Source organism: Anaerobacillus sp. ABA4_114 (assembly GCF_056159065.1).
The window spans coordinates 3,857,547-3,877,409 of sequence record NZ_JBSWUM010000001.1 but is presented as its reverse complement, the minus strand read 5'-3'; the positions used below and the strand labels follow the sequence as shown (position 1 = coordinate 3,877,409).

The window sequence follows — 19,863 nt, the reverse complement described above, 5'->3', positions numbered from 1 at the left end:
TTAATGCGAAAGATGCGAGCGATCATCGGTAGTATGATGGCTCTTTCGCTGGTTTTATCAGGCTGTGTTCCTAGTTTCATGAAGGACGAGCAGAATGACACAGTGGAAGTGCCTAATTCTAAGGATGAAGAAAGTGAAGAAATGATCGTCAGTGAAGATATTAAAACATCTGAAAAGTATTACCGTTCCGTACTTGAGAAAAAGGGAGATAAGAACTCTTTAGATGCGTCAGAAGTAAGAGGGCTTATTACAGCTGGAGTGGATAACAGACTCGATGTGGATTCTCTTGAGATGGGCCTGATCCGTCTTTCTCAAGAACATTTTGATCCAGAGAAGTACTTTTTTAAAGAAGGTCAACTATTTGACTCTGAGCAGATTCACAATTGGTTGTATCGAAAAAAGGGAGACAGTGAGGGACTTAACCCTGCTCTAGGAGTAGAGGATGATCCTAGCCAACACGAGAAAGTCATCGAGGCTGAGAAAAACAATCCTAAATTCCTTTCCTTTATTCATGAACAAGACTACTATGTTCAAAACAAAGATGATGAACTCCAACTAGGCGGTATTTCGATTGCCTTATCCTTATATTCTGAGTATCCCTATTCCGTGTTAGATGAAGAAGGGTTGAAATACACTGGCAACGTTAAATTAAATCGTGAAAAAGTTATTCAGCAGGGTAAGGAAGCGATCAAGCCGATCATAAAGAAAATCCGTGAAGAACATGATGTTCCTGTTATGTTTACGCTCTTTATCGAAGAGCCGAGACAATCGGTCGTTCCTGGAAACTTTGTTGCTTCGACAATTGTTGAAGAAGGAAAAGCGAGTGCAGGTTCTTGGAAAGATTTAAACGAGGAATATGTGGCATTTCCATCTGATAAAGCAGAGAATGAGTTTCCAGCTGATGCTGAAAAGTTTGCAGACTTTACTCGTGAAGTTCAGGATTTCTTTCCTAACTTTGTAGGAGTTATCGGTGCTGGCTTTTACAAGCAGGATGAACTTCGACAGTTGAAGGTGGAAATTCCTATTCAGTTTTATAGTAAAGCTGAAGTCATTTCATTTACTCAGTTTGTTACTGGGCTTGTTAAAAAGCGAAACGATACGTTCCAGCAGAATTTACCGGTATCGATTTACATCACGAGTAATGGAAAGCCGGAGAGTATCATCGTAAAAGACCCGAATCAAGAAGAACCGTTCGTTCATATCTACAGCTAATGAAAAAGGCTTCTACGGAATTTCCGTAGAAGCCTTTTCGTGTTATTCGCTCAGTGCTTTCTCTAGTGTTTCAATATTCTTCTTCATGAGAGAAAGGTAAGTTTCATCATTCTTGATATCATCTTCAGAAAGTACAGATAGGTTATGGATGCGAAGTGTTTCTAGTCCTAGTTCTTTCTGTACCGTTTTTGCAGGCTTAGGGGTAACGTTTTGCTCGAAAATCATATATTGCAAGTTAAACTGTTTCGCGGTCTCAATGATTTCCTCCAACTGCTGTTGAGTAGGTTCCTGTGATGGAGAAAGACCTGTAACGCTCAATTGCTCAAGCCCGTAGCGTTTTTCCCAATATCCATAAGCATCATGGGAAATGAGAAATTCTTTTTTATCGGCATTGCTTACCAGCGTTTTAAACGATTCATCTAGCTCTAGTAAGTCATTTTCAAGCTCAGTAAAGTTCGCTTCAAATGCTTCTTCTTGGTCTGGTTTTAACTCGATAAGAGCATCTTTGATGTTTCTAGCTTGCTCTATTGCAAAAATAGGATCGATCCATACATGAGGATCTACATTACCATGGTCATGATCGTGGTGCTCTTCATTTCCTTCATCATGACTATCGTGGTCCTCGTGTTCATCTTCATGGTCGGCATGCTCTTCGTGACCTTCTTCCGTTTCAGCGAGGTCAATACCTTTTGAAGCTTCAAGAGTCGTAACGCCTTCTTTGTCTAAAATATCTTTTGCAGTATCAGCAAAACCTTCTAGACCTGCACCATTAAAGATAAAGAGGTCAGATTCTGCAAGCTCAGTCATCGTTCTAGTAGTTGGATCGAAACTATGTGCATCGCTCCCTGGAGGGAGGATCGACTCAGCTTCTACTGCATCGCCACCGATTCGCTCAGCGAAGTATTCAGTTGGGTATAACGTTGTATAGATCGTAAGCTTGCCTTCTGATGTAGTCTCGTTATCGTCACCTGAAGCACAGCCAACTAACAGAAACGTAAATAAAGATAGCAGGAACGCTACCGAAACGTATCTTTTCATAATAAACTCCTTTTTACCTTTTACTGTTTACTGTAGTTCATTATATAGGAATTTAGTCCACTTGCAAATAGTAATCTTTTCGATTTACGACTAAATAAATAGGATGAAAATCAGGGGTTTAGTAGAAAGCAATTCAGGATACACCCAATATATAGCAATAAAAAAACATGCGATTCTATCAAAAATTGTGGCAATATTTTCTTTGTTTGAAGAATTGTGTTATCACATGATAGAATGGTAGATGTGAAAACGTTTTAATCGACAAGGAGGCTGGATTTACATGGTAGTACCTTACAAACATGAGCCATTTACAGACTTTACGGTAGATGAGAACCGTAAAGCGTTCGAGGCAGCGCTTAAGCAAGTTGAAGGCGAACTTGGAAAAGATCACGATCTTCTCGTAGACGGTGAGAGAATTAGCACCGAAGACAAGATCGTTTCTATTAACCCTGCGAACAAGGGAGAAGTCGTAGGTAGAGTTTCTAAAGCGAATCAAGATATCGCGGAAAAAGCGATTCAAGCTGCTGACAAAGCTCTTGAAGGCTGGAGAAAATGGTCCGCTCGTGCCCGTGCGGATTTACTATTCCGTGCTGCAGCGATCGTACGCCGTCGTAAGCATGAATTTTCGGCGTATCTAGTAAAAGAAGCAGGTAAGCCATGGAAGGAAGCAGATGCTGATACAGCTGAAGCGATCGACTTCATGGAATACTATGCGCGCCAGATGATTGATCTTGGCGAAGGGAAACCAATAAACAGTCGCCCGAATGAACATAACCGCTATGTTTATACTCCGGCTGGTGTGTCTGTCGTTATCCCACCTTGGAACTTTGCGTTTGCGATCATGGCTGGAACAGCAGTAGCTCCACTCGTAACGGGTAACACCGTTCTACTGAAGCCTGCGAGTGCGACACCAGTAATCGCTGCTAAATTCGTAGAAGTGCTTGAAGAAGCAGGACTACCTAAAGGTGTACTTAACTTTGTACCAGGAAGCGGTAAAGAAGTAGGTGACTATCTTGTAGATCACCCTAAGACTGCTTTGATTTCATTTACTGGATCGCTTGAAGTCGGTACACGCATTTATGAGCGTGCTGCAAAGGTTCAGCCTGGTCAAAAGCACTTGAAGAAAGTAATCGCTGAGATGGGTGGTAAGGATACGGTAGTCGTTGACGATACTGCTGATCTTGAACTTGCTGCTGAAGCGATCGTTGTTTCAGCATTCGGATTCTCTGGACAAAAATGTTCAGCTGGTTCCCGTGCCGTTATCCATCAGGATGTATATGACGAAGTACTCGATCGCGTCGTGAAGCTTACAAATGAGCTTTCTGTCGGCGAAACGAAAAAGCCTGATGTGTATATGGGACCAGTGATCGATCAAGGTGCTTATGATAAGATCATGAGCTACATCGAGATCGGTAAAGAAGAAGGCCGTCTCGTTGCTGGTGGTACTGGAGATGACTCGAAAGGGTTCTTCATTCAACCGACAGTATTTGCTGACTTACACCCTGAATCTCGAATGCAACAAGAAGAGATCTTTGGGCCAGTTGTCTGCTTAACGAAAGCAACAGACTTTGATAACGCTCTTGAAATCGCCAATAACACTGAATATGGACTTACGGGTGCTGTTATTACAAACAACCGTGAGCACATCGAGCGCGCGAAGGAAGATTTCCATGTAGGTAACCTTTACTTCAACCGAAATTGTACTGGCGCAATCGTTGGATACCATCCATTCGGTGGGTTCAAAATGTCAGGTACTGACTCCAAAGCGGGTGGCCCTGATTACTTGATCCTTCATATGCAGGCGAAAACAATTTCTGAAATGTACTAGAATAAATGAGACTGAATAAGCACTCTCGCAACGTTCGAGAGTGCTTTTCTTTTTTTTGTTTTAACGTTTTGCATGTAATGAATTAAAACGGGATATTATAAAAATGCCAAAATCACTAAAGAATATTTCAGAATCAAGATTAACATGTCAATTTGGTGGGTAAATGTTACTAGAGTGTGTCTTATCATTACATATTTCTTAATTAATTTTAATTAATTTCATTGAATACTTATTCTAGATCGTTCTATATGGCAGTGTATGGAAGGATATTGGTGAATAATTATTCATAAAAAAGTTTATGATATAAGATTTTAATTGTTCTGAAAAATATTTTATGATATAGTAATCATTGGTTTGTAAAAGGACTTATGGTCTATAATGAAAATTTTAATTCTCAGGAAAATGCATACCTGTGAATAATGACTTAAAGGAGGTGAAAGTGTGGAATACACCTTAACAACAGCAACTTGGTTCTGGCTGCTTATACCGATGCCTTTATTAGTCATACTATCCATAATTACATTTTTTACCGAAAGGAGAGAATAGTACTAGATGAGTATTGAAACGCCTACGTTAGTCACGTTTATAGTATATCTTGTCGGAATGCTTGCAATCGGTCTAATATCTTACCGACTAACAAGCAACTTATCAGATTATGTTCTTGGAGGAAGAAGATTAGGTGGATCTGTTGCAGCACTTAGTGCGGGTGCATCAGATATGAGTAGTTGGCTCTTACTCGGACTGCCTGGTGCAATGTACGCAGGTGGTATGAGCCAGATTTGGATCGGGATTGGGCTCGCGGTCGGAGCTTACCTGAACTGGCAATTCGTTGCAACACGTCTTCGTCGTTACACTGAGGTAGCAAATGATTCCATTACGGTTCCAGATTATCTTGAAAATCGTTTCCGTGATAAATCAAAAGCTCTTCGTGTTATCTCAGCAATTGTCATTCTTGTATTCTTTACATTCTATACGTCTTCAGGTCTAGTTGGGGGCGCAATCCTGTTTGAAAGCTCGTTTGGCATGAGCTACGAAAGTGCTTTGTGGATCGGTGCAATCGTAATTATTTCTTATACGTTCCTCGGCGGTTTCTTAGCAGTTAGCTGGACGGACTTCTTCCAAGGAATCTTGATGTTCCTAGCTCTAGTTGTCGTACCAATCGTTGCGATCTTTGAAATGGGCGGTTGGGGCGAAACAGTGAATCAAGTTGGTGAGATCGATACAACTTACCTTGATATCTTCACTGGCATGAGCTTCATGGGTATCATTTCCCTTCTTGCTTGGGGACTTGGATACTTTGGACAACCTCATATCATCACACGTTTTATGGCAGTTAAATCATCAAAAGAAATTCCAAAAGCTCGCCTTGTTGGTATGACTTGGATGGTTGTTTCTCTATTCGGTGCGATCTTCACAGGTTTCATCGGTATCGCATTCTTCTCAGGCGGCCTTGAGAACTCTGAGACAGTATTTATCGAATTCACTCAAATCCTATTTAACCCTTGGGTATCAGGATTCTTGCTTGCAGCAATCCTATCTGCAATCATGAGTACGATTGACTCTCAGCTTCTTGTATCTTCAAGTGCTGTTGCAGAGGACTTCTATAAAGCGATTCTACGTAAGAATGCAAGCCAGACTGAGCTTGTATGGGTAGGTCGTATTGCTGTACTTGGAATCGCATTGCTAGCAATCCTATTAGCTTATAACCCAGAAAGCTCTGTACTTGGTCTTGTAAGTTACGCTTGGGCAGGATTTGGTGCTGCATTTGGACCAGTAATCATTCTAAGCTTGTTCTGGAAACGCATGACTCGTAACGGTGCACTTGCAGGTATCCTTGTAGGTGCTGCGACAGTTATCATTTGGAAGCAGCTTTCAGGTGGTCTGTTCGACCTTTACGAAATCGTACCAGGTTTCATTCTTTGTTGGATCGCTGTATTGGTATTCAGCTATGTAGGTAAAGAACCTGGAGAAGAAATTGAAGCAGAATTTGATGAAGCAAAATCTTCGCAAGTTTAATTGTTACACTAAGACTCACTCCAATTGGAGTGGGTCTTTTTTTGTTCTTATACAAGTACTTCGAACGGTGAGGGCAATATAAGGTGTGTTAAACAAACGTTTGATTGAAAATCTGCTTAATATTGACAAAACGGCATTCTGTTGCTTAATGAAGTCTGTTTTTGGTATCATCTATATATTGCAGGTTGTTCGAATTTTACGGAGGTGAAAGAGATGTCCAGAATTACAAATGAACAGGTTAAGCATGTTGCGAACCTGGCGAGACTTGAAATGGATGAATCAGAAGTCGAAAAGTTTACAACTCAACTCGATGACATCATTTCGATGGCAGAGCAGCTGAATGAACTTGATACAGAAAATGTTGAACCAACTACTCACGTTCTTGATCTGAAGAATGTTCTTCGTGAAGACAAGGTACAGCCGTGGCTTTCACGTGAAGAAGCACTTAAAAATGCACCAGATCAAGAAAACGGACAAGTGAAGGTTCCATCAATTTTAGAGTAAGGGAGGTACGAGATACCGATGTTTGATAAAAGCATAAGCGAGCTCCATAGCTTGCTACACAAGAAAGAACTATCAGTTAGTGAACTTGTTCAAAGTTCATTTGATCGTATTAACTCGGTTGAAAACAAAGTAAAAGCATTCATGACCTTGAACGAAGAAGGGGCTATGCAAGCTGCAAAATCCCTTGATGATAAGCTTGGAACGGAAGATGCAAGGGGTCTACTTTTCGGACTGCCGATCGGGGTTAAGGATAACATCGTCACGAAAGGTCTTCGTACAACAGCTGCGAGTCAGCTATTAGGAAATTTTGAACCACTACATAACGCAACAGTAGTTGAGCGTTTGCAAGCAGCTGAAACAGTTACAGTTGGGAAATTAAATATGGATGAGTTCGCGATGGGTTCTTCAAACGAGAATTCAGGTTTCTATGCGACCCGTAACCCATGGAATACAGACTATGTACCTGGTGGCTCAAGCGGTGGCTCTGCTGCATCTGTAGCAGCTGGAGAAGTATTCTTCTCACTTGGTTCTGATACCGGTGGATCGATTCGTCAGCCGGCAGCATTTTGCGGTGTAGTTGGGTTGAAACCAACATATGGTCGTGTTTCTCGTTTCGGATTGATCGCATTCGCATCATCTCTCGACCAAATTGGTCCGATCACAAATACTGTAGAAGACAACGCATATCTTCTTCAGACGCTTGCTGGGCACGACAAGATGGACTCTACTTCAGCGAACGTTGATGTTCCTGATTATCTTACAAGTCTTACTGGAGACGTGAAGGGTCTGCGAATTGCGGTTCCAAAGGAATACCTTGCTGAAGGTGTAGATGAAGATGTGAAGAACAAAGTTCTTGCAGCATTGAAGAAGCTTGAAGAACTTGGTGCGACATGGGAAGAAGTTTCCTTACCGCATTCAAAGTATGCTGTTGCAACGTACTATCTACTTTCTTCTTCTGAAGCATCAGCAAACCTTGCTCGTTTTGATGGTGTAAGATATGGCGTACGTGCTGAAGCAGATAACCTTCTTGATGTGTACAAGAAAACAAGAAGTGAAGGCTTCGGTGAGGAAGTGAAGCGTCGTATCATGCTTGGAACGTTTGCACTAAGTTCAGGTTATTATGATGCTTACTATAAAAAAGCGCAAAAGGTTCGTACGCTGATCAAGAACGACTTTGAAAAAGTGTTTGAGGACTACGATGTCATTATTGGACCTACAACTCCGACACCTGCATTTAAAGTGGGCGAGAAGATCGATAATCCACTAACGATGTATGCGAACGACATTCTGACGATTCCGGTTAACTTAGCTGGCGTACCTGCTATCTCTGTACCTTGTGGATTGTCTAATGGCCTACCTGTCGGATTACAAATAATCGGAAAGCATTTTGATGAGAAAACTGTTTATCGTGTAGCTCATGCTTACGAACAAGCAACTGATCATCATAAAGCTAAACCAGAGCTGTAAGGGGTGACGACTGAAAATGAATTTTGAAACAATCATCGGTCTTGAAGTTCACTCGGAACTAAAGACAAACACGAAGATATTCTGTAACTGTTCAACGAATTTCGGTGCGCCTCCTAATACGAACGTGTGCCCAATTTGTCTAGGACACCCTGGTGTGCTACCTGTTATGAACGAACAGGCTGTTGATTTCGCAATGCGTGCTGCTATGGCACTAAACTGTGAGATTGCAGAAGACACGAAATTTGACCGTAAAAACTACTTTTACCCTGATAACCCAAAAGCGTATCAGATCTCTCAATATGATAAGCCGATCGGTGAAAATGGCTGGATCGATATTGAAGTGGACGGGAAGACAAAGCGAATTGGGATTACGCGTCTACACCTAGAGGAGGATGCAGGTAAACTGACTCACGTTGATGGGGAAAATCATTCTCTCGTTGACTTTAACCGTCAAGGTACACCTCTTGTTGAGATCGTATCTGAGCCAGATATCCGTACACCTGAAGAAGCGTATGCTTATCTCGAGAAGTTGAAGTCTATTCTTCAATACACAGAAGTATCTGATTGTAAGATGGAAGAAGGCTCACTTCGTTGTGATGCAAACTTGTCACTTCGTCCATACGGACAAGAAGAGTTTGGAACGAAGACAGAGCTTAAGAACTTGAACTCATTCGCTAACGTTCAAAAAGGTCTTCAGTACGAAGAAGTACGTCAGGAGAAAGAACTACTTGCTGGAAACGTAATCGGACAAGAAACACGCCGTTACGATGAAGCAGGTAAGAAAACAATCTTGATGCGTGTGAAGGAAGGGTCTGACGACTATCGTTATTTCCCTGAACCAGACCTGGTTCGTCTTTCAATCGACAAAGGGTGGATGGACCGCGTTCGTGCGGATATTCCTGAGCTTCCAGATGCGCGCCGTGAGCGCTATGTAAACAAGTACGATCTTCCTGAGTACGATGCGAAGGTTCTTACTCAGTCTAAGAAGATGTCCGATTTCTTTGAAGTCGCAATTGAACAAGGCGCAGATCCAAAACAAGCTTCTAACTGGTTGATGGGTGAAGTGTCTGCCTACTTGAACGCGAATTATAAAGAAATTGACGAAGTGGCTCTTACACCAGAAGGTCTTGGCAAGCTGATTGCATTGATCGAAAAAGGTACCATTTCATCTAAGATCGCGAAGAAAGTCTTTAAAGATCTTATTGAAAAAGGTGGCGATCCTGAACAGATCGTTAAGGACAAAGGCCTCGTTCAGATTTCTGACGAAGGCGAGCTACGCGGAATCGTTACAGGTATTCTTGATGAGAACGAGCAATCGATCGAAGACTACAAGAATGGTAAAGACCGTGCGCTTGGTTTCCTAGTTGGACAAGTGATGAAAGCAACAAAAGGTAAAGCGAATCCTCCAATGGTTAACAAGCTGATCGTTGAGGAAATGGATAAGCGATAGATTGATTTCGAAAGCCCTCCTTGATTGGAGGGCTTTTTTTATTTGAAGGGCTCTAGCGCTTGTCGGGTCTAAACGGCTACTTCCGCTTTTCACATGTCCAGCTGCGGTGGGCAGAAACTGCGATATTTCACTCTTTCACCTGAACACAAAAATCGTGTTCAAGTTCAAGAGTTCCAATACCTCCGTTTCAAATCGCCCACCTCCGCTTTTCGATGTCTAGCTGTGATGGGCAGACCCTCGATCGCTTCGCACTTTCCCAAGAACACATAAAGCGTGTTCATGGGAAAGCGCTCCAGCGCTTGTCGGACCTAAACGGCTACTTCCGCTTTTCACATGTCCAGCTGCGATGGGCAGAAACTGCGATATTTCACTCTTTCACCTGAACACAAAAATCGTGTTCAAGTTCAAGAGTTCCAATATCTCCGTTTCTAATCGCCCACCTCCGCTTTTCATTGTCCAGCTGCAGTAGCCAGGTCCTCGATCGCTTCACCTTTCAATCCGAACACAAAAAGCGTGTTCAAATTGAAAGGCTCCAGCGCTTGTCGGACCTAAACGGCCACCTCCGCTTTTCATTGCTTTTTCCACCTTAAACGAATATAATCATATCTGAGGTTAATCGGGTTGAGACGGTCACGGTGATGTGGGCGTTTTTTGTTTGTTACCCATTTATTTTTCGCCTTTTCGTTCGAATTTGTCGAGCGGTTAAGGCTTTTCAAATAAGATAAAAGAGACTACTATTGGGTTATAATGGTAGCATAGAATAGAGATATAGAAGATAGGATGATGAAGGATGAAACGTGCTAGACTGATCTATAATCCCACGTCCGGAAGAGAACAGGTGAAGCGTTCGTTACCATATATACTAGAACGTCTTGAAATAAACGGATATGAAACATCTGCACATGCGACGACTTGTGAGGGGGACGCGACGAAAGCGGCTCGTATCGCAGTTGAAAGAAGGTTTGACCTTGTCATCGCAGCTGGTGGTGATGGAACGATTTATGAAGTGATCAATGGCATTGCTGAGCAGCCGTACAGGCCGAAACTCGGTATTATTCCTGTTGGGACAACGAATGACTTTGCTCGTGCGATCGGAGTACCTAGGACGGTTGAAGGTGCGATGGATGTGCTATGCGAAGGTCTTGAAATGCCGATCGATATCGGTCGCGTAAACGATCATTATTTCATTAATATTGCCGGTGGTGGACGTCTAACGGAATTAACATATGAAGTGCCTAGTAAGCTGAAAACGATGCTAGGTCAGCTTGCTTATTATATGAAGGGTATCGAGATGCTTCCATCGATCCGTCCGACAAAGACTAGAATAGAGTATGACGGAAAACTATTCGAAGATGAAATCATGCTATTCCTCGTATCGAACTCGAACTCGATCGGCGGTTTTGAGAAGCTAGCGCCGCATGCGTCTCTCAATGACGGCCTATTCGATCTAATGATTTTGAAGAAAACCAATATCGCAGAGTTTATTAGAATCGCGAGCAGTGCACTACGAGGGGATCATATCAATGATCCAAACGTCGTTTATAAAAAAGCGAGCCGTATTAAAGTAGAAGCCGTTGATAAAATGCAGCTTAATCTTGATGGTGAGTATGGTGGGCCTCTACCTGCAGAGTTTACAAATCTCTATCGCCATATCACGATGATCGTCCCATCAAAAACGAATAAGAAACATTCGACAGATGAAGAAGCGATGAGAAACACCTTACCTGAGGAGGAGAAGTCAGAGAGTTGATCTCTGGCTTTTTTACTTGGTGCAAAACTACCCAATTTCTATATCGATTCACACTGTGGTACAATTTTTGTACATGACATTGAACGGAAAAGGACTGAAAATATGAGTATCCAGGAAACACCCGTAACAAAAAACGACATAGTCGAAGTTGAGTTTAAGGATCTTTCCCATGATGGCGCTGGTGTTGCTAAAGTAGAAGGCTATACGCTCTTTGTTCCTTATGGCATCCCAGGAGAAAAAGCTAGAGTGAAAGTAGTCAAAACGAAGAAAGGCTACGGATTCGGTAAGATTCTCGATGTAATAGAAGAAAGTGAAGAACGAAACACGCCGCCGTGTCCGATTTTTTATAAGTGTGGAGGATGTCAAACTCAGCATATCACGTATGATAGTCAGTTGAAGTTTAAACATAAACAAGTAAAGGACGTCATGGAGCGTATCGGAAAAATCGACGTTCCTATTCATGATGTACTCGGAATGGAGGATCCATGGCGTTACCGAAACAAAGCGCAAGTCCCTGTTGGGGAAGAAGAGGGCAAGATCGTTGCCGGTTTCTATCAGCAGCGCAGCCACAAAATCATCGACATGGATCAGTGTCTGATTCAAGAGCAAGAAAATGATCATGTACTAAAAGTGGTCAAGGGAATTGCTGAAAAATATGGCATACGGGCATACGATGAGCGCACGCACCGTGGGACATTACGACACGTTGTTGCAAAGTATGGTAAACAAACGAAGGACGTCATGGTTGTTCTCGTTACAAAGCAAAAAGATTTACCAAACCGCAAGAACATCATTCGTGATATTACGAAACAAGTCCCTGGCGTGAAATCAATCGTTCAAAATATTAATCCAAAGCGTACAAACGTCGTCTTTGGTGACGAAACACGGGTTCTTTGGGGAACTGATTACATTTACGATACGATCGGTGATATTAAGTTTGCGATTTCCGCGCGCTCGTTTTATCAGGTGAATCCTGACCAAACGAAGGTACTTTATGATCAAGCGTTGCAGTATGCAGGGTTAACTGGAGAAGAAACGGTCATCGATGCGTATTGTGGCATCGGAACGATCTCCCTATTCTTAGCTCAAAAAGCAAAAAAAGTGTACGGGGTAGAGATCGTGCCTGAAGCGATTGAAGATGCGAAGCGAAACGCCGAACTGAACGGCATTATGAACGCAGAATTTGAAGTAGGCGAAGCTGAAACCATCTTACCGATGTGGAAAAAGCAGGGCATTGAACCGGATGTTTTCGTCGTGGATCCACCTCGTAAAGGCTGCGATGAGTCTCTTTTAGAGACGATTCTAGAAATGAAGCCAAAGAAAGTCGTTTACGTTTCGTGTAACCCTGCTACGTTAGCAAGAGACCTTAGAATTCTTGAAGATGGCGGGTATGAGACGAAGGAAGTTCAGCCTGTCGATATGTTTCCGCATACGACGCACGTGGAGTGTGTAACCTGGTTAGAGCAAAAATAGCAGGGTGACAATGGAATAATATAGAATTAAAAAACAGGTAAATTGAAATAGAAAGAGAATGACTACTTAACTGAGAATTCGTAAATTCTCAGAGTAAGAGTCATTCTCTTTTTTATATTTATTAGTTAAATTCACAACCATATACAACCACTGGAACTTCCATAAGGAGAGGTGGGATTGTAAATTTGATACGTCTACTAAAGAAGGAAGATGGTGGAGTCTTAGTCCTTGTTACTGTGATGATGGTAGTCCTGTTCGCGTTTGCTGCTCTTGTTGTAGATGTTGGATTGGTTTATCAAACAAAGGGAAACCTTCAAAATGCTGCAGATGCAGCTGCTTTAGCGGGTGCGCAAGATTTACCTTCAACAACCTCCGCTAACAGTGCAGCTGTTCAATACGCACAACAAAATAATGTGAACGGCTCCAATACATCGGTTACAACTCCGTTTGACGGAGACGAAACAAAAATTGAGGTGGTAACGACAAAGACCGTTCCATTTATGTTTGCGAAAGTGTTAGGATTTACTGAAACTGAAGTTACGGCACGGGCTGTTGCCAAGAAAACTTCTCAGCTAGGAGGATTTGCTGTTTTTCAAGGGGGTAAAAAAGAGCTTATTTTTAACGGAGGAGGTATCTCTGTGAATGGCTCAGTGCACACGAATGGTACCTTCAAAGCAAACGGTGAGGGAATCAGCGTGAGTGATGTTGCGCAAGCTGTAGGCAGTATCATCATAGACGGTAGTCCTATCAAACTTACTAACCAAGTAAAAGGTGCAGATTATCAAGTGTTATCTGATTATGTACAGAGCATTGGACTTCATCCTGGATTGGTTAATTCTGAGTTAGGATCAGCAGTGACTGTTTCAGGAGACAAGGAGATCAGCTCAAATCCTAGTCAAAACATCTATGCTAAAGGAAAAGTTGAGATTAAGAAAAGCGGTCTGCATCTTACACATTCCATTATTGCAGATGGGGATATCTACATCGACGCAGAAAACCTTGTACTGGATAGTCCGATTATCTATTCAAAGAATGGAAAAATCGAAGTGAAAAAAGGAAACGTTGTCATCAACGGAACGATGTATTCACCAAAGAGTGAAATTATAGTAAATAATAATGGAGCACCTGTAACTGTTAATGGAAGCATCATCGGAGACTTTATCAGATTAAATGGACCAGGAATTAGTGTTAATCGTAAAGCCTCTTCTACAAATGGAGTAGTCCGTTTAATACAGTAAGGAGTTCACATTCAGTAATAACAAAGAGCACTTTATTATGAGTGCTCTTTGTTTATTTTATTTTGATAATCCATTCCGGTCTGCTACCCTTAAGTAGTACAAAAAAGGCTGTATCCAATAGGATAGCGGCGATATTATCAAGAAATCGCTTTTTTATGTGTCCTCTCTCTGCAGCTTCTTCAAGAAATACTCATACCCATACATAGCTGCAACCAAGATCGATCCTCCCAAACAATATCCACAGATGACATCAGTAAAATAATGCTCTTCTGTAACCAGACGACTTAATCCGATGACGACGACTAAAATGAGTGCGACGATCAAACTGATTTTCTTGAATGTTGAACGCGTCACATACTGAAAAAGGAAGTAGACGATTAATCCGTACAAGATGACGCCCATCGTTACGTGTCCGCTCGGAAAGCTATATCCTTCCGCAACGGCACCTTCCACTGAGGGGCGATCTCTTTGAATAAGGACCTTAAAGTACTTATAAGAATAGTTACCGATGACCACAGCAAAGGTTACTGTGATCAAGCCTAGGATGTTCTTTTTAAACGCTAACACGATTACAAATAAAACTAATAGTGTCACGATAAAAGGTTTAGAGGCGATGTGAGAGACAGCTTCTAAGATTTCAACGGTAGTACTTGGTGATTTTGCAAAAATGTTAGCAATACCTTCATCGATTGCAGGAGTGCGATTGTTTGAGACGATGAATGCTAGAATGATTCCGATGCTGATCAAGCTGATGAATAGGACCGGATATAGAAGTTTTCTTTTCATGTGTTCCTCCTGGATGATGTAGCACTTTTAACAGTTAATCAAACGTTTGTTTGAAAAGGAAGTAGCGTGCTGCTTCCTTTTCAAAACGTGATTGGTTTGAAGTTAGGGAACGGTTGATTCGCTTCCTCAAGTGAAGAGAGGGTGGTCATTTCTGCGACAGCCATAAATTTTTCCCATACTTCCATCACGACATCTGATTGATGAGCCTCATCTTTAGCAGCGATGGATTTCCATTGGAATATTTCTAAAATGGTTCCATCGTTTGCTTGTAAGTGAAGAGGTGTTTGTTCTGTAATGAGACCTTCTCTTCGTAATGTTGGTAAGTGATCTTTCACTACCTTTTGTAGATCCTCTTCCTTACCCGGATGAGGGCGATAGAGTGCGATAGAAACTGTTGGTTCAGACATTCTTTAGCCTCCCTTAATCGTTGTATACAATAGCTCTACTTCTTCCATTACCATTTCCCATGCAAGGGACGTTGTATCTGTCAGCATGAAATGTTCTGCTTGAGGTAGTTCTACCAATTTCACGAAGTCTCCTGCTTCCTGAGCTTCTCTATGATACTGACTGCTGATGCCGATTGGCACATGAATATCTAGTGAGCCGTGGATGAGAACTTGATGAACATCCAAAGGAAGCAGTTCGATAGGAGACACATCTTTGTATCGTTCAGGGAATTCCTTCGGAGATCCTCCTATTAAGTCAGCTGTAGGATTGTTCGGCTCGAGTGATAACGTTTCATCGCGGTATTCATGAACTTCGTGCATCAGTTCGAGGTCGGTCACACCTGCAAGACTGATGATGCCGGCGATTGGTAAGGGCTTGTCCGTATGTAGCGGGCTTTCGCTTCTGATCTTATGCCTAGCAGCTAACCAGGTCGCAAGGTGACCTCCCGCAGAATGACCAATCGTGATAACATTGCTTAGATCCAGCGCATGTTTATCCTTAAGGGCATAGAGGTGGTCAGCTGCTTTCGCGACATCTGTTAACGTATCTGGCCATGCTTCACCACGTTCTGATACTCTGCGGTATTCAATGTTCCAAGTTGCGATTCCTTTTTCGGTCAACGCTTCAGCAACGCCTGTCATTAAATCTAACTTGAATGGCTCTCGCCAAAACCCACCATGAATAACGATCGCAACCGGGTGAGGGCCATCGCCTTCAGGTATGCGTAGTTCTCCAAACTGGTTTTCATCGTTTCCATAAAATAATTTCTCCATCATGTCACCTCGTTATGTTTGTACTCCTATTATTATCTCATATCGGGGCCAATCGGTTCACGATAAAACTCCCCAACCGTATCACGATTGAGGAGCTCTGATTTAAGGTTATAAAATATAGATGAGGCTATTTACACTTAATAGTAATACTGATGAAGTTATTTATAATCATAAATGAACCCGTGTTGCCTCCGCCTGAGCCAGAGACTGTTTTACTAGCAGAGATCGGGGAAATGGTATGAGCGCATTGGACAACGGTACCACTGTTGTTCTCAATGATAACTGGTCCTTTAATTATACAAGGCATGGTCTCACTCTCCTGGTTTATCTATAATAGTATATGGACAAACCGTGAGAGTGCTTGGACAAGAGACCTATTGTAATCGCCTAAATTAAGCGAAATACTACATACAGGAAGGAAAGCGTTTATGTCATATAACTTTAACCCGTTTCCACTATTACATACCGACCGTCTATGTCTTAGAAAGTTATCGATGAACGATGTCGATGGGATTTATGAGTACCATCGCACGAAACAACATTTTCCATACGTGGACATGCCTGAACACCAAAGCGTTGAAGACAGCCGTCACTATATCAACAAGATGAACAAAGGTGTTGATGAGAATAAATGGGTGATCTGGGCAATAACAGAAGCTTCTACGAATAGCATCATCGGTACGATTTCCTTATGGAACCTTTCAGAAGATGACCGAAAGGGAGAGCTAGGCTATGGGTTACATCCAGCTCATACTGGAAAAGGACTTATGGCAGAAGCTCTTGAAGAAGTGCTTCATTATGGATTTCATACGATGGGGCTCGAAACAATCGAGGCGTATACGAATAAAGATCATCAGCGTTCGATCTCATTATTAGAAAAGTGTGGCTTTTCGAAGATAAAGACAATCTCTGAAAAAGGGCCGAGTGGGGAGTATCTGCAGCTTGCGGTTTTTGAGAAAACTTCTGATAACGGTTAAAACGCTCAGTCGCTGAGCGTTTTTTTATGTCACTCTACCAATAATGAAACGGATTAAAAGAGATATCCTCGATCGTTGTAAAAGGAATTGAGATCAAGGCAGCTCCAAGAAAGAAGTAGCTCGTATCTTCTTCTTCTTTTTGCTTACTACCAAGAGGGCGTAGGTAAACGTGTGTTTCATCTACTTGGTCAATATAGCCATGATAAACATAATCATCGTAACAGAGGATCTTTACACATTTTCCAATGTTGTTTGTGAACACATCATAATAGGACATGCTTCTCCTCATTTCTAATAGAGGTTGAAAAGCAGGGAGAGCACTACTTCCCACTGTACGATTAGAATATGAAAGGAATAGGGAAAGCGTTCAATCTGGGGTGAATGGTAGTCAATTTTAAACGAAAAGGAGCCAGGCAAATGCCTGAGCTCCTTTCACTAAAGTATTCCGATTAAAGCTAATCCGAACAAAAAGATACTAGCGAGAACAATTTTTCCTGCGAGAGGGAGGGTCTCCTTGCCGTTCGTATTGATTCGTTCTTCCTCTTCATTAACTGTTTCTCTATATTTAGGATTGCAGCATCCCATTAAGCAACACTGTCCCATCCTGTGATGTCTTCTTCTAATGGAATGTTTGCTGCACGTTGTTTACGAGCGGCGAAGAAGAAGCTGATGATTACACCGATCGTGATGATCGTTGCACCGATATAGGCAATGTTAATCGGTAGACTAAAGCCAATCGGGGCATACAAAATATACGTTGTCGTTGCCATCGTGATGAAGACTGCCGGAATCATCGCGATCCAGTAGTTTTTCTTAGCGATGAAGAGGTACATCGCCCCTACCCACAATGCGATCATAGCGGTGGATTGGTTTGCCCATGAGAAATAGCGCCAGAGCAACGTGAAATCGATTCTAGTTAAAGCAAATGCGACAGCGAATAATGGTAGTGCGATCCATAGGCGATTCGTAATCTTTTTCTGAGAATACTTGAAATAGTCTGCGATAATCATACGAGCGCTTCGGAATGCTGTATCACCAGAGGTAATCGGTAACACGATTACACCGAGTACTGCTAGTGTTCCACCGATCGCGCCAAGCATAAGTGTTGAAGCTTCACTTACGATAGCAGCTGGTCCACCGCTTGCAAGTAGTTCGTTCAATCCAACTGGTCCATTAAATAGACTCATAGCAGCAGCTGCCCAAATCATCGCGATGATTCCTTCTGCGATCATCATCCCGTAGAAGATTCGACGTCCTTGCTTTTCGTTTTGAGTTGTTCTTGAAATGATCGGAGTCTGCGTCGCATGGAAACCTGATAGAGCACCACAAGAAATCGTTAAGAATAGTAGTGGGAAGATCGGTGCGCTGTCAGGGTGTAAGTTTGTAAGACTGATTTCTGGAATTGGAGCGCCAGTAAAGACTAGACCTGCGCCAACTCCTAGGGCACTGATCAATAATAGTGCACCAAAGATAGGGTAAAAGCGCCCGATGACTTTATCGATCGGCAATAGAGTCGCGATAATATAATAGATGAAGATTGCTCCAAGGATGAGTCCCATCGTGACCCAGCCGTTCATCATGTTGTTTAGTAGTCCTGCTGGTGCGGTAACGAATACTGTACCCGTCAGTAAGAGAAGGAGTACAGCAAAAGCGTTCACGACATGTTTCATGACTTTTCCTAGAAACTTCCCTGCGAGCTCTGGTAAGTGAGCGCCGCGATTTCGTATCGAAATCATCCCGGTTAAATAGTCATGTACGGCCCCGGCAAAAATACACCCGAACACAATCCATAGAAATGCCACTGGACCATAAAGAGCGCCTAGAATCGGTCCGAAAATTGGACCTACTCCTGCGATGTTCAAGAGCTGGATGAGTGAGTTTTTAGGTGTGTTCATCGGAAGGTAATCGACACCGTCTTGATGAGTATATGCCGGTGTGTGCCGCGTGCTGTTCACACCGAACGTTTTTTCAACGAATTTACCGTAAGTAAAGTAGCCTATTACGAGAAGTACGATTCCTACTAAAAATGTAATCATGATAACTCCTACCTTTCCGTTCTTTGTATGCGTTTACATAAATTATAGGAAAGATAGGACGAAAGTGGGGAAGATTTGAACAAGATGTAGAAAAAAGCGGGTAAGATGTATGTGAAAGCGTTTAACATGCAATCTATAATTCGAGACGTGACCGAAGAGACTTCACATAATTTCGACTGACAGCAAGTTTTTCTTCTACTCCTTCTAATTCGAGTTGGTAAGCGCCGTTAAACCATGGTGTCAGCCTTGTAACATACATCAGATTAACGATATAGCTTTTGTGAATGCGAAAGAATGGGTGTGTAGATAATCGGTTTTCTAATTCTTTCAGTGTCATTTTGACTTCGAAGGCATTGTTCTTAAGATAAATTCGGGACACGCGGTCGTCCCGGCAAATGTATAGGATATCGGTTGGATCGATGTAATGGATGTCGCCATCAGTTTCGATGGATAATTTTCCTTTTTTCATTTGTGGTGAATTCACTTCAGTGTTGGAAGTTACCAGTTTTTCAAGACGCTTGATCGTTTGTTCGAGCTGTTCTTCATCGTAGGGCTTCAACAAATAGTCGACGGCCTCATAACGAAACGCTTCAGCTGCAAATTCAGGATAAGCAGTCGCGAATACGATGAAAGGAGGCTTCTTAAGCTCAAGTAGTGCTTTAGCGGCGTCCATTCCATTCATCGCTGGCATTTCTACATCTAGAAACACAACATCAGGCTGAAGCTGGATCGCTTTTACGACAGCTTCTTGCCCTGAGTCTGCTTCGCCAGTAATTTCGATCGAATTAAATTCACCAAGAAGGTGAACGAGTTCCTCGCGGCTATATCGCTCGTCATCGACAACTAATGTTTTAATTACGTTCATTCG

General features: G+C 42.3%; 18 protein-coding genes. 10 read left to right on the top strand and 8 right to left on the bottom strand.

Going from position 1 to position 19,863, the window contains the following annotated elements; translation table 11 throughout:
- Positions 1–3 precede the first annotated feature (3 nt).
- Positions 4–1,212 carry a CamS family sex pheromone protein gene (locus ACXAEY_RS20070; RefSeq protein WP_270182722.1) on the top strand — a complete coding sequence of 403 codons (1,209 nt, stop codon included), beginning with the start codon at positions 4–6 and terminating at the stop codon, positions 1,210–1,212.
- Positions 1,213–1,254: 42 nt separating this feature from the next.
- Here the strand turns inward: ACXAEY_RS20070 and ACXAEY_RS20065 are convergent, their stop codons facing one another.
- A complete protein-coding gene (locus ACXAEY_RS20065; RefSeq protein WP_474814456.1) occupies positions 1,255–2,250 on the bottom strand; it encodes a metal ABC transporter solute-binding protein, Zn/Mn family in 996 nt (331 codons plus the stop codon).
- A 280-nt stretch (positions 2,251–2,530) separates the two neighbouring features.
- Here ACXAEY_RS20065 and pruA point away from each other — a divergent pair, with 280 nt between their 5' ends.
- The 8 genes from pruA to ACXAEY_RS20025 all read left to right on the top strand — a co-directional run bounded on the left by pruA (position 2,531) and on the right by ACXAEY_RS20025 (position 13,976).
- On the top strand, positions 2,531–4,078 hold the full coding sequence (gene pruA, locus ACXAEY_RS20060; RefSeq protein WP_474814454.1) for an L-glutamate gamma-semialdehyde dehydrogenase: 1,548 nt from the start codon (positions 2,531–2,533) through the stop codon (positions 4,076–4,078).
- Between the two features lie 552 nt (positions 4,079–4,630).
- Complete coding sequence (gene putP, locus ACXAEY_RS20055; RefSeq protein ID WP_442865224.1) at positions 4,631–6,094, top strand: sodium/proline symporter PutP; 1,464 nt, start codon at positions 4,631–4,633, stop codon at positions 6,092–6,094.
- Positions 6,095–6,307: 213 nt separating this feature from the next.
- Positions 6,308–6,598: an Asp-tRNA(Asn)/Glu-tRNA(Gln) amidotransferase subunit GatC gene (gene gatC, locus ACXAEY_RS20050; protein ID WP_474814452.1), complete on the top strand. Its 291-nt coding sequence runs from the start codon at positions 6,308–6,310 to the stop codon at positions 6,596–6,598.
- A gap of 12 nt (positions 6,599–6,610) precedes the next feature.
- Positions 6,611–8,065 (top strand): Asp-tRNA(Asn)/Glu-tRNA(Gln) amidotransferase subunit GatA, encoded by a 1,455-nt coding sequence (gatA, locus tag ACXAEY_RS20045; RefSeq protein WP_270182756.1) that lies wholly within the window; start codon positions 6,611–6,613, stop codon positions 8,063–8,065.
- 16 nt (positions 8,066–8,081) lie between these two features.
- Positions 8,082–9,515 carry an Asp-tRNA(Asn)/Glu-tRNA(Gln) amidotransferase subunit GatB gene (gene gatB, locus ACXAEY_RS20040; RefSeq protein ID WP_474814450.1) on the top strand — a complete coding sequence of 478 codons (1,434 nt, stop codon included), beginning with the start codon at positions 8,082–8,084 and terminating at the stop codon, positions 9,513–9,515.
- Between the two features lie 790 nt (positions 9,516–10,305).
- Positions 10,306–11,265 carry a diacylglycerol kinase gene (locus tag ACXAEY_RS20035; RefSeq protein ID WP_270182716.1) on the top strand — a complete coding sequence of 320 codons (960 nt, stop codon included), beginning with the start codon at positions 10,306–10,308 and terminating at the stop codon, positions 11,263–11,265.
- A gap of 102 nt (positions 11,266–11,367) precedes the next feature.
- The gene (rlmD, locus tag ACXAEY_RS20030; protein ID WP_474814447.1) at positions 11,368–12,738 is read left to right on the top strand and encodes a 23S rRNA (uracil(1939)-C(5))-methyltransferase RlmD; all 1,371 of its coding nucleotides are present in this window, start codon (positions 11,368–11,370) and stop codon (positions 12,736–12,738) included.
- Between the two features lie 185 nt (positions 12,739–12,923).
- Positions 12,924–13,976, top strand: a complete 1,053-nt coding sequence (locus ACXAEY_RS20025) for a pilus assembly protein TadG-related protein (RefSeq protein WP_474814445.1) — start codon at positions 12,924–12,926, stop codon at positions 13,974–13,976.
- Between the two features lie 153 nt (positions 13,977–14,129).
- On the opposite strand, the gene ACXAEY_RS20020 is transcribed toward ACXAEY_RS20025, so the two are convergent.
- From ACXAEY_RS20020 to ACXAEY_RS20005, 4 genes are all read right to left on the bottom strand, one after another.
- Positions 14,130–14,762: a phosphatase PAP2 family protein gene (locus ACXAEY_RS20020; RefSeq protein ID WP_474814443.1), complete on the bottom strand. Its 633-nt coding sequence runs from the start codon at positions 14,760–14,762 to the stop codon at positions 14,130–14,132.
- An 80-nt stretch (positions 14,763–14,842) separates the two neighbouring features.
- Positions 14,843–15,169, bottom strand: coding sequence for a hypothetical protein (locus tag ACXAEY_RS20015; RefSeq protein ID WP_270182713.1), 327 nt, complete (start codon positions 15,167–15,169; stop codon positions 14,843–14,845).
- Positions 15,170–15,172: 3 nt separating this feature from the next.
- Positions 15,173–15,982 (bottom strand): alpha/beta hydrolase family protein, encoded by an 810-nt coding sequence (locus ACXAEY_RS20010; RefSeq protein WP_474814441.1) that lies wholly within the window; start codon positions 15,980–15,982, stop codon positions 15,173–15,175.
- A 127-nt stretch (positions 15,983–16,109) separates the two neighbouring features.
- Positions 16,110–16,289 (bottom strand): spore germination protein, encoded by a 180-nt coding sequence (locus ACXAEY_RS20005; protein ID WP_270182711.1) that lies wholly within the window; start codon positions 16,287–16,289, stop codon positions 16,110–16,112.
- A gap of 121 nt (positions 16,290–16,410) precedes the next feature.
- Here ACXAEY_RS20005 and ACXAEY_RS20000 point away from each other — a divergent pair, with 121 nt between their 5' ends.
- Entirely contained in the window at positions 16,411–16,959 is a 549-nt protein-coding gene (locus ACXAEY_RS20000) for a GNAT family N-acetyltransferase (RefSeq protein WP_270182710.1), read from the top strand.
- 34 nt (positions 16,960–16,993) lie between these two features.
- On the opposite strand, the gene ACXAEY_RS19995 is transcribed toward ACXAEY_RS20000, so the two are convergent.
- The 3 genes from ACXAEY_RS19995 to ACXAEY_RS19985 all read right to left on the bottom strand — a co-directional run bounded on the left by ACXAEY_RS19995 (position 16,994) and on the right by ACXAEY_RS19985 (position 19,860).
- A complete protein-coding gene (locus ACXAEY_RS19995) occupies positions 16,994–17,236 on the bottom strand; it encodes a hypothetical protein (RefSeq protein ID WP_270182709.1) in 243 nt (80 codons plus the stop codon).
- A gap of 307 nt (positions 17,237–17,543) precedes the next feature.
- A complete protein-coding gene (locus ACXAEY_RS19990; RefSeq protein WP_270182708.1) occupies positions 17,544–18,995 on the bottom strand; it encodes a carbon starvation CstA family protein in 1,452 nt (483 codons plus the stop codon).
- 133 nt (positions 18,996–19,128) lie between these two features.
- Positions 19,129–19,860, bottom strand: a complete 732-nt coding sequence (locus ACXAEY_RS19985) for a LytR/AlgR family response regulator transcription factor (RefSeq protein ID WP_474814437.1) — start codon at positions 19,858–19,860, stop codon at positions 19,129–19,131.
- Positions 19,861–19,863 lie beyond the last annotated feature (3 nt).